At 49.4% G+C, this 15838-nt stretch carries 14 protein-coding genes and 1 tRNA gene; 11 read left to right on the forward strand and 4 right to left on the reverse strand.

The window, feature by feature from the left end:
- Positions 1-21: 21 nt before the first annotated feature.
- Positions 22-501, forward strand: coding sequence for a hypothetical protein (locus tag CVU71_12465; GenBank protein ID PKN18313.1), 480 nt, complete (start codon positions 22-24; stop codon positions 499-501).
- Between the two features lie 69 nt (positions 502-570).
- Positions 571-1176: a hypothetical protein gene (locus CVU71_12470; protein ID PKN18314.1), complete on the forward strand. Its 606-nt coding sequence runs from the start codon at positions 571-573 to the stop codon at positions 1174-1176.
- 102 nt (positions 1177-1278) lie between these two features.
- Here the strand turns inward: CVU71_12470 and CVU71_12475 are convergent, their stop codons facing one another.
- Positions 1279-2385, reverse strand: a complete 1107-nt coding sequence (locus tag CVU71_12475; protein ID PKN18315.1) for a choloylglycine hydrolase — start codon at positions 2383-2385, stop codon at positions 1279-1281.
- Between the two features lie 340 nt (positions 2386-2725).
- On the opposite strand from CVU71_12475, the gene CVU71_12480 reads away from it, so the two are divergent.
- The 3 genes from CVU71_12480 to CVU71_12490 all read left to right on the forward strand — a co-directional run bounded on the left by CVU71_12480 (position 2726) and on the right by CVU71_12490 (position 6509).
- On the forward strand, positions 2726-3934 hold the full coding sequence (locus CVU71_12480) for an acetyl-CoA C-acyltransferase (protein ID PKN18316.1): 1209 nt from the start codon (positions 2726-2728) through the stop codon (positions 3932-3934).
- Positions 3935-4113: 179 nt separating this feature from the next.
- Positions 4114-5922, forward strand: coding sequence for an acyl-CoA dehydrogenase (locus tag CVU71_12485; GenBank protein ID PKN18317.1), 1809 nt, complete (start codon positions 4114-4116; stop codon positions 5920-5922).
- Between the two features lie 320 nt (positions 5923-6242).
- Positions 6243-6509, forward strand: a complete 267-nt coding sequence (locus tag CVU71_12490; GenBank protein PKN18318.1) for a 30S ribosomal protein S20 — start codon at positions 6243-6245, stop codon at positions 6507-6509.
- 77 nt (positions 6510-6586) lie between these two features.
- Here the strand turns inward: CVU71_12490 and CVU71_12495 are convergent, their stop codons facing one another.
- A complete protein-coding gene (locus tag CVU71_12495) occupies positions 6587-7399 on the reverse strand; it encodes an SAM-dependent methyltransferase (protein PKN18319.1) in 813 nt (270 codons plus the stop codon).
- The gene (locus tag CVU71_12500) at positions 7396-8517 is read right to left on the reverse strand and encodes a hypothetical protein (protein PKN18320.1); all 1122 of its coding nucleotides are present in this window, start codon (positions 8515-8517) and stop codon (positions 7396-7398) included. The genes CVU71_12495 and CVU71_12500 overlap by 4 nt, the downstream gene beginning before the upstream one ends.
- Positions 8518-8860: 343 nt before the next feature.
- On the opposite strand from CVU71_12500, the gene CVU71_12505 reads away from it, so the two are divergent.
- Positions 8861-10648, forward strand: a complete 1788-nt coding sequence (locus tag CVU71_12505; protein PKN18321.1) for a methyl-accepting chemotaxis protein — start codon at positions 8861-8863, stop codon at positions 10646-10648.
- Positions 10649-10743: 95 nt separating this feature from the next.
- On the opposite strand, the gene CVU71_12510 is transcribed toward CVU71_12505, so the two are convergent.
- A complete protein-coding gene (locus CVU71_12510; GenBank protein ID PKN18322.1) occupies positions 10744-11880 on the reverse strand; it encodes a metallophosphoesterase in 1137 nt (378 codons plus the stop codon).
- A 115-nt stretch (positions 11881-11995) separates the two neighbouring features.
- On the opposite strand from CVU71_12510, the gene CVU71_12515 reads away from it, so the two are divergent.
- The 5 genes from CVU71_12515 (at position 11996) to CVU71_12535 (ending at position 15828) form a co-directional block, all read left to right on the forward strand.
- Positions 11996-12071, forward strand: a tRNA-Thr gene (locus CVU71_12515).
- A 94-nt stretch (positions 12072-12165) separates the two neighbouring features.
- Positions 12166-12348, forward strand: coding sequence for a hypothetical protein (locus tag CVU71_12520; GenBank protein ID PKN18323.1), 183 nt, complete (start codon positions 12166-12168; stop codon positions 12346-12348).
- Between the two features lie 383 nt (positions 12349-12731).
- Positions 12732-13673, forward strand: coding sequence for a glycosyltransferase (locus CVU71_12525; protein PKN18324.1), 942 nt, complete (start codon positions 12732-12734; stop codon positions 13671-13673).
- Positions 13654-14436: a hypothetical protein gene (locus CVU71_12530; GenBank protein PKN18325.1), complete on the forward strand. Its 783-nt coding sequence runs from the start codon at positions 13654-13656 to the stop codon at positions 14434-14436. The genes CVU71_12525 and CVU71_12530 overlap by 20 nt, the downstream gene beginning before the upstream one ends.
- 243 nt (positions 14437-14679) lie before the next feature.
- Positions 14680-15828 carry a dTDP-4-amino-4,6-dideoxygalactose transaminase gene (locus CVU71_12535; protein PKN18326.1) on the forward strand — a complete coding sequence of 383 codons (1149 nt, stop codon included), beginning with the start codon at positions 14680-14682 and terminating at the stop codon, positions 15826-15828.
- The last annotated feature ends 10 nt before the right edge of the window (positions 15829-15838 follow it).

Here is a 15838-nt window from a genome sequence, read left to right on the forward strand (position 1 = left end):
ATAAATGATGATGGAGAAAAAATGAACTTATCACCTGAACAAATGATGGAAATTGCGCAGCATGCCTTTACGCGGATGGATGGAGCCTGGTTTCTGGCGCTGGCGAAAAAATTCGGCATTAAGACTGCCTGGGAGATGGATGTGGAAGCCTGGAAACAATTCTCTTATGTTTTCGGTAAAAACCTCCGGAATAATTATATGGCAAATCCGGTTTGGCCGCAGAGCTTTCTCGATGCACTGGACATTTTCAGCAAAGTTTTAAAAATTGAAGGCCGGGACGTTACCGTTGACGGCGATCAAATCACGGTCCGTATTACGGATTGTGAAACACAGAAAGCCATCGCCAAGGCCGGCGTCGCCGATTGCGGGATCGTAACCGTTCAGTCGTATGAGGGAATCATCGGCGGCCTGTTTGACAGGGATGTCAATATCCATGTGGCCCATACGAAGAATTTAAATCACGGCGATGACTGCTGCGAAGTCATTATTACCAGGAAGTAAATCAAACATAGAATCGGCAGTGGCGATCGATGCCCTGACCGGGTCATTATCACATGAAGGAGGAAAACCATGAAAAAAGGATGTATCGTTTTAGTAATGTTGATGATGGTATTGTCGCTTTCGAACATTGCCGCAGCCAAGGCCAAAACGCCCGCAGTCGCCCGTGTGGCCTTTTCCGAGATCGATGCCAATGGCGACGCGGTGGTCACCGTAGCTGAGCACGTGGCTTTCTGGCAGGGACGATTCAAGGAGATCGACACGGATAAAGACGGTAAATTGACGGCAGCGGAATTCAACGCCGCGACCAAAGATTTTTTTGGAAACATGGATACGGATAAAGACGGCGTCCTGATTGCTAAAGAATACGTAGCTTTCTGGTGCGGTCCTAAAGCCAGCCCCGATAAAGCCAAAGCGAAAGTGAAAACCAAAACCAAAACCAAGAAAATACTGGATGCTGATAAAAATGGCAAAATCAGCGACGATGAGTGCCTTGTTTTCTGGTCGGTGGAGTTATTCGATTTAGATTCGAATCATGACGGGAAAGTGACCTTGGAGGAATTTATGGCGGGCATGACCAGGAGGTTCAATGAGATTGACAAAAATAAAGATGGATTCGTGGCCATTGAAGAACATGCGCTCTTCTGGTCGGGTAAGACCGCGCCGGTCAGGAAGTAAACAGGTGCTGAAAGCTGAAAATTGTTTTGAAGCACAGAATATGAGAAGCATGTTTTAAAAGAAGGGTGGAGTTTTCCACCCTTCTTTTTTGCCGTACTTGCCTTATTTCCCCCGGTCCGTGACATCGACAATAATCTCTTTATCGGCAAACATCGGAATGGTTTTGATCTTATCTGCGTTGAAGTTCAGCCGCTTGAGGTCAATTTTACGCAGATTGAAATTGTCATAGGTGCGGAAATAATAAACGCGGTTGGTCAGATCACGATACGTTGACCACTGGGTGGTCTCGGAGGCGATGATCTTGCCTTCCTTATTGCGATCCGCCGCCATGCCGCGGACGATATGCAGGGAACTGACAATATGCTGGGCCAGATTCAGAGCGTTTTCGGCATTTTCCGGCGTATCTGCGAATCTGGTGGTTACCGCCATACGGACAAAACGCGCGGGCGGTGTAATGTCGCCGGGCAGGCCGAACATGCCGGAGCCATGGCCGGTGGTTAGATAGGTCTGTCCGCCGAATGTTGCCGGTTCCCGCATGCCGTTGGTCATGCCGACATAGTTACGCAGGTTGGTCAGCATCCAGGGAAAATTGGGCGCGTTGGTCATGATGCCCAGGGGGTTGTCGTAAATATGCAGTTCTCCCTTTTCGTATTCAATGACCACGCAGTCACCTTTGGCATCATAGAGGATAAAATGGCCGGGAAGCACCGCTCCGCCCAACTCCGGATTTTTTATGCCGAATACTTTGACTTTGGCAATCGCCTCGACCGCCTCTTTTACGGTGCTGAAATTTCCTAAAACCCATGACCCGAAAACAATATTGGCGAGTTCCGGGGATTTGTCTTTTGGATTAACAACTTGCCACTGCATATCGCCGTCATACCAGAGCAGGCTGAAGGACAGGCCTGCTTCATTGATGCCGTCGCTGATGCCGTCTTCCTTGTTCAGAACGTTGCTGGCTACATAACCGTATCTGGTTTTCCACTTTAATCCGGTGATTCCATCCGGTGCCGGGCTTGCGAAATTTTTATTGCGGGGAACCACAATCATGGCATAGCCCATGTCGTGGCCGAATTCCATGGTCCGGCCGCTGATAATCGTTCCATCTTTGGCGGTTACGCGAAAAACGGAGCAGGCGTAGACGTCCATAAAGTGGGCCAAAGCAAAAAATAAAAGGAACCCCATGCTAACAATCCGTAATTTTTTCATAAATTGTTTCTCCTTCGAAAGTGGATCGGATGGAACGATATTTAATACTTTTAAAACAATCGACCGGAACTGGGCGAACTTTATGCTTTGTTCTCCGTTAATTCAAGATTATTTACGATATTTCACATAAAAAAGCAGCAGGAAACAAATGATAATCATCGTTTTAACAGTCATTTTTTGTTTTATTTACAACGGCCGTTATATGGTTCTTGACGTGCTCTTTCAGGTATGATAACGCCAAAAGGTAATTTTTGAACTGCATCGTCGGATGGTGTAAAACTCAAACATTACCGAAAAAATAGTTTCGTCATAAAAAACTAAAAATATACAGGAGGAATTTATGAGCAGAGAAGTAGTATTTGTAGAGGGTATCAGGACGGCCTTTGGAACGCTGGGGAAAACCCTGCGGACAATCCTGGGCGAAGAAATTGCCGGCATGGCTCTGAAAGGTCTTGTCGAAAAATCAAAAGTGATTGAAAAGGGTGGAGTTGTTGACTGCTGTTTCATGGGATCGGCCATTGGACCGAACACGGCGATCAATGGAGCCCGCTGGCCTGTTTTGGCTTCCGGTCTTCCGCTCAGCACATCGGCTTCCTATATTGAAATGCAGTGCGGTTCCGCGATTGACTCCATCAATCACGCCGCCTGGAAAATCCTGGCCGGTCAGGCGGACATCATCATCGCCGGCGGTTATGAATCTTACAGCAACGCACCGTGCCGTTTCCCGATGACCACGGAACCTTACAAGATGATTCCGCCGCTGCCGATTGCTTTTTCGCAGTCTCCCACCCGCGACGCCGCAACAATGAACATGGGCCTCACGGCGGAAAAACTCCAGAAGATGTATAACATTTCGCGCGAAGCGCAGGATGAATTCTCTTTCCGCAGCCAGCAGCGTACCCAGGCAGCCATTGCCTCCGGCTTCTGCGCTCAGGATATCATGCCGATCATGGTTCCGCAGGGAAAGAAACCCCCCATCGAGTTCAAAGTGGATGAATTCCCCCGCGCCGAAACGACGATGGAAGGCCTTGCGAAACTGCCGCCCGCATTCATTAAAGACGGAACCGTCACCGCTGGCAACTCTTCCGGACGCAACGACGGCGCAGCCTTCGTTTTGATGATGACCAAGGAAAAAGCTCTGGAACTGGGTTTCAAGCCCTGGGCCAAGTGGCTGGCTGGCGGCGACTATGGCGTCGATCCCACCATCATGGGTATTGCGCCTGCTTACGCCGTTCCGATGGCGCTCAAACGCGCAGGCATTAAGATGAGCCAGCTCGACGTTATCGAATGCAACGAAGCGTTCGCCGTTCAGAACCTCGCGGTGGCCGCGGAACTCGAAAAACAGACCGGTGATAAAGTGGATTTCAATAAATGGAATCCCAATGGCGGCGCCATCTCCTACGGTCATCCCAATGGCGCATCCGGCGCCCGTATCTGCATCTTCACCATGCGCGAACTGCAGAAAAAAGGCGGCAAATACGGTTGCTTCAGTTCCTGCTGCGGCGGCGGTCTGGGTGTAGGAACGGTTATCGAAAACCTGATGGTCTAGTTGTTCACCAGGTCTGGAAAAAACGCAGTATAAAGTGTAAATACTGATTTCGAATGCCGCCAGGTATACGCCTGGCGGCATTTTTACTTGTGAGATAAAGGTTACCGCGTGACCTTCAGGTTATTAACAGGCCCCCGCAATCTTATTGCGGCATGCCGCATAGAGAAAGAGGAAAAACTATGGCAGAAAAATTTATCAGCGATCGAAATTTGAAGTTTTTGTTGTATGAGCTAAACGACACGGAAGCCCTTTTGAAATATCCCCGTTACGCCGATCACAGCCGGGAAGTTTTCGACATGATCATGGATACGGCGATGAGAATGGGCAAAGATCTCTTTAAACCCCTTTTCGAGGAAATGGACCGCAAGGGGCCTGAATATGTGAATGGCGAAGTCAAAGTTCATCCCAAGGTCCGTGACATTATGAGGGAATGCGGCGCGGGCGGCTGGATTGCAGCGACCTTCCCCTACGACCTCGGCGGACAACAACTGCCGTTCACCGTCGGTATCATGGTACCGACGGCCATTTTCGGCGCGGCCAATTACTCGGCCGCCGTCTATCACGGCCTGACACATGGCGCGGCGGGCCTGATTGTTTCCTACGGCACGCAGGAAATGAAAGATACCTATCTGCCCAAAATGATTGCCGGCGAATGGCAGGGTACGATGGCGCTGACCGAACCGCAGGCGGGCTCGTCGCTCACCGACCTCACGACCACGGCGACGCCGACGGATCAGGGGTACTATAAAATCAAAGGCCAGAAGCTGTTCATATCCGCGGGCGATCATGACGGCGCGGACAATGTCATTCACCTGGCGCTGGTCAGACTCAAAGACGCACCTCCCGGCGTCAAAGGCATTTCGCTTTTCATTATTCCGAAGAAGCGCGTGAAGGCCGACGGGTCGCTCGAATTTAACGATGTCAACTGCGCGGGTATTTATCACAAGCTTGGCTACCGCGGCGCGCCCATCACCCAACTGGCTTTCGGTGAAAACGACGACTGCCGGGGCTATCTCGTTGGAGAGGCCAATAAAGGCCTGGGCTACATGTTCCAGATGATGAACGGCGCCCGGATCGATGTGGGACTGGGAGCCGCCTGTATTTCGTCCGCTGCCTACTATGCTTCTCTGGAATACGCCAGGGAAAGACCGCAGGGACGAAAACTGACCTCCAAGGATCCGCTGTCCCCCCAGGTCCCGATCATCGAACATGCGGACATCAGGCGCATGCTCTTGTTTCAACGATCGATTGTGGAAGGGTCGCTGGCGCTGCTGGTCCAATGCGGTCTCTATGAAGATATGGAAGGCGTTACGGAAGGAGAGGAGCATGAAAACTACAACCTGCTTCTCGAACTTTTGACGCCGGTTGCCAAAACCTATCCTGCGGAAATGGGCATTCTATCCTGTTCCACGGGCTTGCAGATTCTCGGCGGCTACGGATTCTGTGAAGAGTTCCCCCTCGAGCAGCTTTACCGCGACGTGCGCATTCACACGATTCATGAAGGCACCACCGGCATTCAGGGTATGGATTTACTGGGCCGCAAAATGATGATGAAGAAAGGCAAGGCCGCCCAATTGTATATAGCGGAAGTGCGCAAAGCCATCAAAGAGGCTGAAGGCGATGCGGAGTTAAAGCCATTTGCTGAAAAGATGACAGCGGCTTTGGCGCAGTTGGAAAAAGTTACTGCGCATCAGTTTGCCATAGCCGCCAAACAGGGTCCGGAAATGTTCCTGGCCGACGCGACGCTGTATCTGGAATTTTTCAGCATTATCGCCATCGGCTGGCAGTGGCTCCGTCAGGCGGCTTACGCCAGAAAGGCTCTGGAAAAGGGAGCCGGCGAGGCGGATACGAATTTCTATAACGGTAAACTTGTTACGTGCCGCTACTTCTTCGGTTATGAACTGCCGAAGATCGAAGGTTTGGCTGAACGCCTCCTAAACGGCGATGGTCTAACAGTGACCATGAAAAACGAATATTTCGAAGATTAGCCCGTCATAAAATAGAGGCAGGCCACAGGGCCTGCCTCTATTCCCATCTTCTGAAATACGTATTTAAAATTTCTTTTATCCACTTGTTATTTTCCCCGGTTCGTTCATAATCGCCGATCAGTTGATCTGATGATACTGCCGTATAAAAAATGGTCGGCAGTAATGTTGATAGTATAACATTCTAATATATCAGAATAATCATTTTAGAGATGATTTTACGGATTCGCAATCCGTCTGCACAATAAATTGCGCTTGACAGCTTGAAATAATTGCGTTAAACAGCCAGACCTTAATAAAAAGAAGTTCAGGAGGAGATACTTTTGGCAACACATAAATCAGCAGAAAAAAGAGATCGTCAAAGCAAGGTCCGCCGGGAGCGCAATATTGCCGCCAAGTCAGCAATCAAAACCAAAGTTAAAACAGTTCTGGCAGCCGTCGAGGGTAAAAACAAAGAGAACTCGGTAAATGCTTTGAAAACAGCTGTTCCGGTGCTGGCCAAAGCAGCGTCCAAAGGCCTGATCCACAAGAAAAATGCATCCCGCAAAATTTCGCGCTTAACCAAGAAAGTTAATGCCCTTCAGGGATAAATTGATATGGACGCGGTCTGTCAAGACAGGCAGGCCGCGTTTTTTAATTTTCGCATCTTTTCCGCAAGTAATGCTTCCTACGCAAAAGACTTTTCGCCTACAGCCTTAAAAAAAGTATAGCAAAAGACGCCGTCGTCTCCGGTCGTTCTGTGCAGATCCCTGATTCCCTGATCGAATATATCCTGCTCCAGAAGGCCTGCCTGAAGAGCGGGAGCGCGTATGCCCTCAATCATGGCGGTGAAAGTTTTTTTTGTGAATCCTTCCACAAGCTCCGGTTTGCCGGAATCGACATAGACCATCCGGGGAGAGACGCGAACCGGATGGAAACCCGCACTGCTGAGCAGGGGATAAAGCTCCCGTCCGATCATGGCATTGCCCCCGGCCCGGCGCTGCAGCTCAACCTGACACTGAATTGCCCTGTGCGCCGCATCACTTGCCGGATGAAAATAGGCTGAACCGTGATCCCCCTCGATGACCGTGATGGTTCCTCCTTTTTTGAGAACCCGCTTTAAAGCGAAGAGTGCCTCCCGGGGATTCGTGAGATGCTCCAGAACGAAACAGATAAAGACATGGTCAAAAGACTCCGCTGCGAACGGCAGATTAAAGATATCCGCCTGCTGGAATTGCACGTTCGTAAGCCCCGTGTCGGCTGCCTTTCGTTTGGCTTCGGCAATGGAAACTTCCGATATATCCACGGATGTGATCAGCGTGGCCGGACTGTTTTGGGCGAGTGTGACGGTTTGCGCCGCCACGCCGCAACCTGCCTCCAGCACGCGGCTTCCCGCCGGATACACCGTATCGGCATGCAGTAATTCTACCAGTGTCGAAGCCTGGTCCTGTAGTCGAATATTTTCTTTTGGGTCATAACCGTGAACGTAGTGATTCTTCATGATTTACCGCGCTTGCCGTGACAGGGGCAGACTGCCCCTGATTTATTGTTTCCGTCTTTAAGGTTCTTTGGGGAAGTCCCCGGGTTTGGAGACAGGAAGGTGTTAACCATTTTTTTCAGATTATCCTGATCGCAAAAAAAAGCAAAATGTCCGCATGTCCCGTCCAGTTCGGACGATTCAGCTCCGGCCAGGCGGGCAAAAGCGATAGCATCGTCTTTCCCGATGATCTGATCCTGAGGGGATGTGATCACCAGGAACCTTGCCCTTATTGATGTAGCTGCTTTTTCGCGTGATCCGCCAAAGTTGATCAGGATATCATGCGTCAGGATGGCCTTGACCTGCGAGGTCCAGTTCCGGGCGTCGTATCGGGAAATATTTTCCTGCTGCTTGGCCAGAAATGCGGGAAAGTCGGCCGGACTGGTTTTGTTTGTGCGGTACTCGCGCGTCCAGGCCTGCATGATGTGCAGGGGTGCGAGAGTCTTCATGGCGGCTGCGTTTCCCTTGCACTCCCCGACATTTTCCAGAATCCCCAGCTGGGCTGACCAGAAAAGCATATCATGGGATGTTATCCAGGGGCTTCCCAGAATGGGAACAGCCTGATCCATAAAGTCGGGGTAGGACACCACCCATTGAAAGGTCTGCAGGGCGCCCATTGAAATGCCGGTTACGGCGCGGATGTGCCGGATGTTCAGATGTTCGGTCAACAGTATATACTGGGCGCGGACCATATCGCGGATGCTGAATAAGGGGAAAGACTGGCCTGGTTGTGTTGGGCTGTTGGACGGTGATGATGACCGGCCGTTGCCCAATGCGTCGACCGCAATGATGAAAAATTTTGAACTGTCAAAGACCTTGCCCGGTCCGATAAAGCCTAAGTCAACCAGTTCCTGGGCGGTCCCCGCCAACCAGGTCGGAACGAGCACAACATTTGATTTTTCGGCGTTGAGGGTGCCGGCGGTAATGTACGCTACGCGGCAATTACGGATAACGCTTCCGTTTTCCAGCTTAAAATCACTCAGATCGGCATAGCGGACAGAGCTCTCCGCCCATGCGCTTCCACAGGCCAGAAGGATGCCTGCGAGCAAAAATAAAAGGCCGTTCCTGATATCATGTACCATTCTTCCCTCCTTGAGTTTCCTTCTCTGCTTTGTGCTTCATGACGTATCGAAAACGCGACAGTCTGTCAACGGGAAACCGGGCATCCGATGCCCGGCACCGGTAAGGACAAATAAAGTATGGACATTTTGCGGCGTTTAGAAAAGCTTAACGGAGGATTGGAATTTCTCATATAAAAAACGGTCAAGTGTTTATTTTTCCAACGGTGGAGTTTCAAGAGTTGTGTTTTAATATAGGGTTTGACATCACATTCCTTTATTACTATAATAACAACAACTAAAGGTCTATTCTCAAACGATTTTCTGAAAACATCCTCTTTCGATATCAACATTTGTTTTTAAGGGATTGATCATTCTTTTTACCTGCTTTTCGTTGGAACAAAAAACTATTCAGAATCTGTTGATGCCACAGGAGGTTCCTATGAAGAAAAGAAGTCTGCAAAAAAGAATCCTGCTTCCCATCGTTTTGCTGATTATCATCATTATGGGCGCTTCAACCGCGATTACTTATTTATTGTCCTCCCGCGCATTTAAGGAAGACGCCGTCAGTTCACTGGCCATGACCGCTGAGAATAAAGCCGACCTGATTGATGTCTGGGTGGAGGATGCCAAAGGCATGATTGCCACATCAGCCAATAAAACAGAGTTTAAAGAAGTGTTGAAAAACGACACGGAAGAAACAAGGGCAAAGGCCAATGGCGAATTAGCCGAGCAACTCAAGCACCTCGGTGTCTTCTCGTACATTAACATTGCTAATACCCAGGGTGAAGTACGGGCATCGACCATAACGGATTCCGTCGGTAAAGTTAAAGTGCCCGACCGGCAGTATTTTCAAAAGGCGATGCAGGGAGAAATAAACGTCTCCATGGTTTATCTCGCCAGAACAACGGGCAAGCCGGCATTCGCCATTGCCGCGCCGATTAAAGACGGCGGCACAGTCATCGGCGTTCTGGTCGGTGTGCCGGACCTGACCAAATTCAGCGAAAAATTTGTCGATCCGGTTAAAATAGGAAACGGGGGCTACCTCTACCTTTTCGACGGATCGGGAATCGTTTTTGCGCACCGGGACAAATCTCTGATTATGAAACTGAATCTGAAGGATGAAAAATGGGCAAGTGGTATCATTCAAACCGGTAAAGGGCTGGTGTCTTACACGTACAAAGGAATTGAGGGTACGGCCTTTCTCGTTCCCTGTAAAAACGTGAACTGGACCACAACCGCAGTCATCCCCACCAGCGAGATACTTTCCCGTTCCAACTCGATGGCGGTGATCAATCTGGTGCTGCTGGGCCTGGGGCTTATGCTGGTCATAGGTTCCATTTTCTTTATGGTCCGTTCGATTGTCGGACCGATCAATCAAATAACGGAAGGCCTGCACACCGTTGCAGATCAGGTGGCAACGGGGTCCAGCGAGGTTGCCTCGGCCGGTCAGTCGCTGGCGGATGGCTCGGCCAGACAGGCGTCAGCGATTGAAGAGACCTCCTCGTCGCTGGAGGAAATGACGGCCATGACCAGGCGAAACGCCGACAACGCCATACAGGCTAAAACCCTGATGGCCGAAGCCCGGCATGTTGTGGAACGAGTCGATGAGCATGTCAACAGCATGGCCGCAGCGGTAGGCGAAGTGACACGGTCAAGCGAAGAAACGGGAAAAATCATCAAAACCATCGATGAGATTGCATTTCAAACCAACCTGCTGGCTCTTAATGCCGCCGTGGAAGCGGCGCGCGCAGGTGAAGCGGGCGCGGGGTTTGCGGTGGTGTCCGATGAGGTGCGCAATCTGGCGATCCGCGCCGCCGACGCGGCCCGCAGCACATCTTCTCTGATCGAAAACACCATCACCACGGTACACAAAAGCCGTGAACTGACGGCGCAAACACAGACGGCTTTCAAGGAGAACATGGAAATTTCCGCCAAGGTCGGAAATCTGGTTGATGAAATTGCGGCGGCCTCACAGGAACAGGCTCAGGGAATTGATCAAATCAGTAAAGCCGTAGCGGAAATGGACAAAGTCGTCCAGCAAACGGCGGCCAATGCCGAAGAATCCGCCGGCGCATCCGAGGAAATGAGCGGTCAAGCCACTCGTATGAAAAAATACGCCGATGATTTGACGGTCATTATTGCCGGCCGCTGATTGTTCAGAGGTTTATATCTGATCGTGCTTCGCAAAGGCTGGAACGGTTTTTAGCATGCTCAGGCAACCATGCACTGCAAGACCCTTAAAGGGAGTCAGGGTTTTTTGCCGATCAGGTCAATGATGGTGATTTCCGGCGGGGCAAAGACGCGAATGGGTGGACCCCAGGTGCCGGCGCCCCGGCTGACATAGAGTTGCTTGTTCGGGGCGAGTTCATGCAAACCGTAGTTTTTAGGAAAATATAGTTTCGTGACCAGTCCGAAAGGAAAAATCTGGCCGCCATGTGTGTGGCCGGAGAGGTGTAAATTGAAATTGGCCCATTCATCGATGCGGGGTTGATGCTTTAACAGCAGAACAAAGCCGTCGCGCTTTTCGGACAGAGCCTTTTTAAAAAAATCTCTTTTATTGGAATCGCTCCATCTGAGGCCGGTGATGTCGTCCTGACCGAAAATGGTGATGCCTGCCGCCTGTGTGATGTCATCGCGCAGCAGGCGGAAGCCCGCCGCTTCCGTAAAGGCGATGGATTTTTCGAGCCCCGCGTAATATTCATGATTGCCGAAAATGGCAAATTTGCCGTAGGGTGCTTTGATCGCATCGAAACGTTTAGCATCCCCCAGGATATTGTCGAGTTCTCCATCGAGGAGATCACCCGTGGAAACCAGAATATCGGGCCGGCATTCCCGGATCCGCTCCAGAAGCGGATTTAAACGGTTGTTGCGGATGATGATCCCCACATGCACGTCGGAGATCTGGACGATGCGAAGTTGTCCGTTGCCGGGGAGAAACTGGTTGGTGGTAATTTGCAGATTTCTGACGCGGATTCGCTGAGCATCGATGTAACCATAGGCCACGAGGCCTGTGGCCAGAAGCACGGCAATACCGAACGTGGCGGTTTTGAGCGTGAGCGTGCCGGTTTCGGGAACGATCAACTTGTGGATAATCCGGATCAATTCCAGCGAAATGCTTAAAAAGAAAAAAAGAAAAACAAACGCCATCCAGACATAGCCGGTAATGGCGGCCAGCTGTGCCAGCTGTTCTTGATGGAGGGATTCCAGTATCCGGACAATGACCGGCGCAAGAATCAGCAGGATGATAAGGATCAGAATCGCACTCTGTAAAAAACCCGAAAAGTGCAGGATGCTTCTGGCCCGGAAAAAGAAATAAAAATTAATCCCGCCGTAAAGGCATAAAAAGGTTAAAAGAAAAAGAATCATCTTGGCTTCCATATTCATCAGCTTTATCGGCGAAGCTAAAGGAAAACGAAACAGAAGTCAATCATTAAGGAAGTACAGATTGGTATTGACAAGGGGAATTCCATAATATAGATACGACATCTCTTAAATGGATGCCGATGTAGCTCAGTTGGTAGAGCAACTGATTCGTAATCAGTAGGTCCCCGGTTCAAATCCGGGCATCGGCTCCAGTAAAATCATGCAGTTAGCCGATAACAGATACTTCCTTCTATTACCCGCATCAAATTTTTAATCAACCGGCCTTGATAGTTGAATCGACCTCAGGTGTCAGCATTATTAACCGGCAATACGGTTATTTCGCTGCTGCCGGTGATCTCTGCTGCACGGGTCCGCTTTCAATTTCTGCTGAAATTTACCGTCTTCGTTTTTGTGCAGTGGTGTCATATCGTTCAACGCCATGAAATTCCCGCAGAGGATGCAGGTGTTCTGTTTTTTCTGCTTTTCTAATGCGTGACGGATCCGGTGATGTCTTGATCAGAAAGGCTGAGATGTTATTTACTTGCAATAAAAAAGAGCTATGATAAATTATCATAGAGTCGGTTTGATAATAATATAATATCGATGCAAACTTTTCATGTTCTTACCCCTGCCACCAAAGGAAAGCCATGGCGCAGGAGAGAAATAAATTTTGTGCTTTTTTTGATAACATTGATGTTATGTCACCGCACCGGGACGCTCTTGGTAATCAATACGGGTGATGTACAGTAACACCTCTTTCTTGAGGAAAGCCGGCGCTACTTCTCGCTCGCGGGGTGCGCTTACAAAACAAATCATGTTCCACAGCAAAACGAGCGCTAAAAAGAGGATCTGTTAAGCTTAAGGATAATTTTATGGCAGATAAATCCATATCCGTTGTCGTTCCCGTTTATAACAGTGAGCAATCCTTGCCGCTGCTTATAGACCGTCTTAACAAAGTCCTCATGGCTTCCTGTCAGGATTTCGAGGTGATCCTAGTTAACGACGGAAGCCGTGACGGAAGCTGGGAAACCATAGTTTCATTGGCTCAACAATATTCCTGGCTTCATGGCATAAATCTTATGCGTAATTACGGCCAGCATAATGCTCTGCTGTGCGGTATCCGCAAAGCTAAACACGAGCTTATTGTTACCATCGATGACGATCTCCAGAACCCGCCCGAGGAAATCCCCGGGCTTGTCGCCCGGCTGGAAGAGGGCTACGACGTCGTTTATGGCACGCCACAGGCACAGCAGCATGGAGTATTGCGCGATCTGGCCTCCATCATTACTAAAATGGCGCTTCAGGGCTTCATGGGGGCGCATGCAGCTCGCCAGGTCAGTGCCTTCCGCGTATTCCGGACTGAATTGCGTGAAGCTTTCCATCAATACCACGGTTCCTTCGTCTCCATTGATGTTCTGCTGACCTGGGGAGCGGAAAAGTTCTCAGCGGTTTCTGTGCGGCATGAACCAAGGACCATCGGGCAGTCTAATTATACCGTTTCGCGTCTCTTCAGGCACGCCATAAATATGATGACAGGATTTTCCGTCATGCCGCTGCAGGTTGCAAGTTTCCTGGGATTTGCCTGCACGATTTTTGGCCTTTTCATCCTGGTCTATGTCATTACCATTTTTCTGGTTCACGGCAGTCCGGTTCCAGGGTTTACGTTTCTTGCGTCGATTATTGCAATATTTTCCGGCGCACAGCTCCTTGCTCTGGGCATAATCGGCGAATATCTGGCACGTATGCACTTTCGAAGCTTGGGTCATCCCTCCAGTGTCATACGCGGTACAACGGATGACAAAAAGGGAAAATAAATTCATGGTTAATAATGAGAGTTTAAATATATCGCTTGCCCCGCTTGAAGAAGAACGCTTCGGCATCAGATCGGCAAGAGCCGCTAATATTACAAGAGGCAATCTTTCACAGGTCATTGATTTCTGCCAGCAAAACAAGGTAACACTTCTCATTGCCAGATGTACGGCAACCCATCTGGATGCCGTACAAGAAATGGAACACCTGGGTTTTTTTGTGGCCGACACACTTGTTTATTACGGCCGAAGTCTGGCGACGGGCATATTACCAGCGCCAGACTCGCCGGTTGTTATCCGACCCCTTGAGAAAGGGGAGGGTTCCCAAGTGCAGGCCATTGCCGAAGAAGCTTTTAGCAACTACATCAGTCATTATCATCAGGATAAACGTCTGGACAGAAAAAAATGCAATGATGTTTATGGAGATTGGGCAAATGAAGCATGCTTCAATCGGGATGAATCACACGAAGTATTGATTGCTCTTCGCAATAATGAAATATCAGCCTTTGCGACGCTTCGGTTAAATAATCCTCAGCAGGGGGAAGGCGTCTTGTTTGGTATTGGTCGGGACGCTCAAGGCGCGGGTATATATAAGTTACTCATGATGGCTGGAATGCGCTGGTGCGCTGATTTACATGCTCAGGAAATGATTGTTTCCACACAAATCATTAATGTCGCAGTCCAAAAGGTATGGGTGCGATTAGGTTTTGAACCGCAAAAATATGTTTATACGCTGCATAAGTGGTTCGATCGCCAATCAACATTATGATGATCCTGGGAACGATGACTGAACCTGAAAGCATATTCAGTGAAAAACCATGGATGTGTTCACATGACGGATAGAGTCCGGCTCATCGGGCATTTATCTTGCGCCGGCCTTTCATGCGGATCTTAATCATCATGCGAAATATGCTCAGGGATATGGTCGCGGGAAAACTTGCTGATTAACCATAATATTGCTTCTGCCTGTCGGTGGCAGCGCCCGTTTTCATCGCCACCCAGGAGGTAAATGATGGAGCCTTTCAAAATACCCTATAATAAGCCGTTCATTGTCGGCAGGGAACTGCTCTATATTGAGCAGGCCGTCATTGAAAATCGCCATATTGCCGGTGACGGGCTCTTTACGAAGAAATGCCATGTCTGGCTTGAGGAGCGGTTGCGATGCCAAAAAGCGCTCCTGACCCATTCCTGCACGGCTGCGCTGGAAATGGCTGCAATCCTCTGTGATATTCAGCCCGGCGACGAAATTATCATGCCCTCATTTACTTTTGTATCGACGGCCAACGCATTTGTTCTTCGGGGAGGTGTGCCGGTATTTGTGGATATTCGGCGCGACACGCTTAATATTGATGAACGTCTTATTGAAGCTGCAATCACATCCCGGACGAAAGCAATCGTTCCGGTCCATTATGCAGGAGTGGCCTGTGCGATGGACGCCATTCTGGATATAGCGCAAAGACATAATCTGCTCGTTGTCGAGGATGCCGCTCAAGCGTTGCTTTCAACTTACAAGGGCCGGTTTCTGGGTACTATAGGGAATTTCGGCTGTTTAAGTTTTCATGAAACCAAAAATATCATCAGCGGTGAAGGCGGCGCCCTCCTGGTGAATGATCTTCGTTTCGAGGAGAGATCCGAAATTATAAGACAAAAAGGGACGAATCGAATAAAATTTCTAAAAGGCGAGGTGGACAAATATACCTGGGTTGATAAGGGATCTTCTTTTCTGCCAAGTGAACTGATCGGAGCATTTTTGTATGCTCAGCTTGAACAAGCCGAAAAAATTATCGATGCCAGGTGTAGAATATACCATTATTACTGCGACCTTTTGACGCCTTTGAGTGAGAAGAAGTTTTTACGGCTTCCGATTACAGAAGAAGGATGTATTAATAACGGCCATATTTTTTATGTTATAACTCGCTCAGCCGAAGAGCGGTCTGAACTGATAGAATTTCTGAAGGACAAGTCAATTTTGCCGGTATTCCATTACATACCTCTTCACTCGTCTCCTGCCGGTGTCAAATATGGCAGAGCCTGCGGGACAATGTCTGTGACAGACGACATCAGTCAGAGGATATTACGCCTGCCGATGTACTATGAATTGAGTGAAGGCGATGTAGAAATGGTTGTACGGGCTGTGGAAAGTTTCTATAACAATAAGTAAATTAAAAACA

It is taken from the genome of Deltaproteobacteria bacterium HGW-Deltaproteobacteria-6 (assembly GCA_002840435.1).
GTDB lineage: Bacteria > Desulfobacterota > Syntrophia > Syntrophales > Smithellaceae > UBA8904.

Bases quoted from the DNA above. Each gene is read 5' to 3' on its own strand.
- CVU71_12475 (PKN18315.1), bottom strand. From the start codon at position 2,385: ATGAAAAAATTACGGATTGTTAGCATGGGGTTCCTTTTATTTTTTGCT.
- CVU71_12495 (PKN18319.1), bottom strand. From the start codon at position 7,399: ATGAAGAATCACTACGTTCACGGTTATGACCCAAAAGAAAATATTCGA.
- CVU71_12470 (PKN18314.1), top strand. From the start codon at position 571: ATGAAAAAAGGATGTATCGTTTTAGTAATGTTGATGATGGTATTGTCG.
- CVU71_12525 (PKN18324.1), top strand. From the start codon at position 12,732: ATGGCAGATAAATCCATATCCGTTGTCGTTCCCGTTTATAACAGTGAG.
- CVU71_12485 (PKN18317.1), top strand. From the start codon at position 4,114: ATGGCAGAAAAATTTATCAGCGATCGAAATTTGAAGTTTTTGTTGTAT.
- CVU71_12535 (PKN18326.1), top strand. From the start codon at position 14,680: ATGGAGCCTTTCAAAATACCCTATAATAAGCCGTTCATTGTCGGCAGG.
- CVU71_12480 (PKN18316.1), top strand. From the start codon at position 2,726: ATGAGCAGAGAAGTAGTATTTGTAGAGGGTATCAGGACGGCCTTTGGA.
- CVU71_12500 (PKN18320.1), bottom strand. From the start codon at position 8,517: ATGGTACATGATATCAGGAACGGCCTTTTATTTTTGCTCGCAGGCATC.
- CVU71_12465 (PKN18313.1), top strand. From the start codon at position 22: ATGAACTTATCACCTGAACAAATGATGGAAATTGCGCAGCATGCCTTT.
- CVU71_12510 (PKN18322.1), bottom strand. From the start codon at position 11,880: ATGAATATGGAAGCCAAGATGATTCTTTTTCTTTTAACCTTTTTATGC.
- CVU71_12530 (PKN18325.1), top strand. From the start codon at position 13,654: ATGACAAAAAGGGAAAATAAATTCATGGTTAATAATGAGAGTTTAAAT.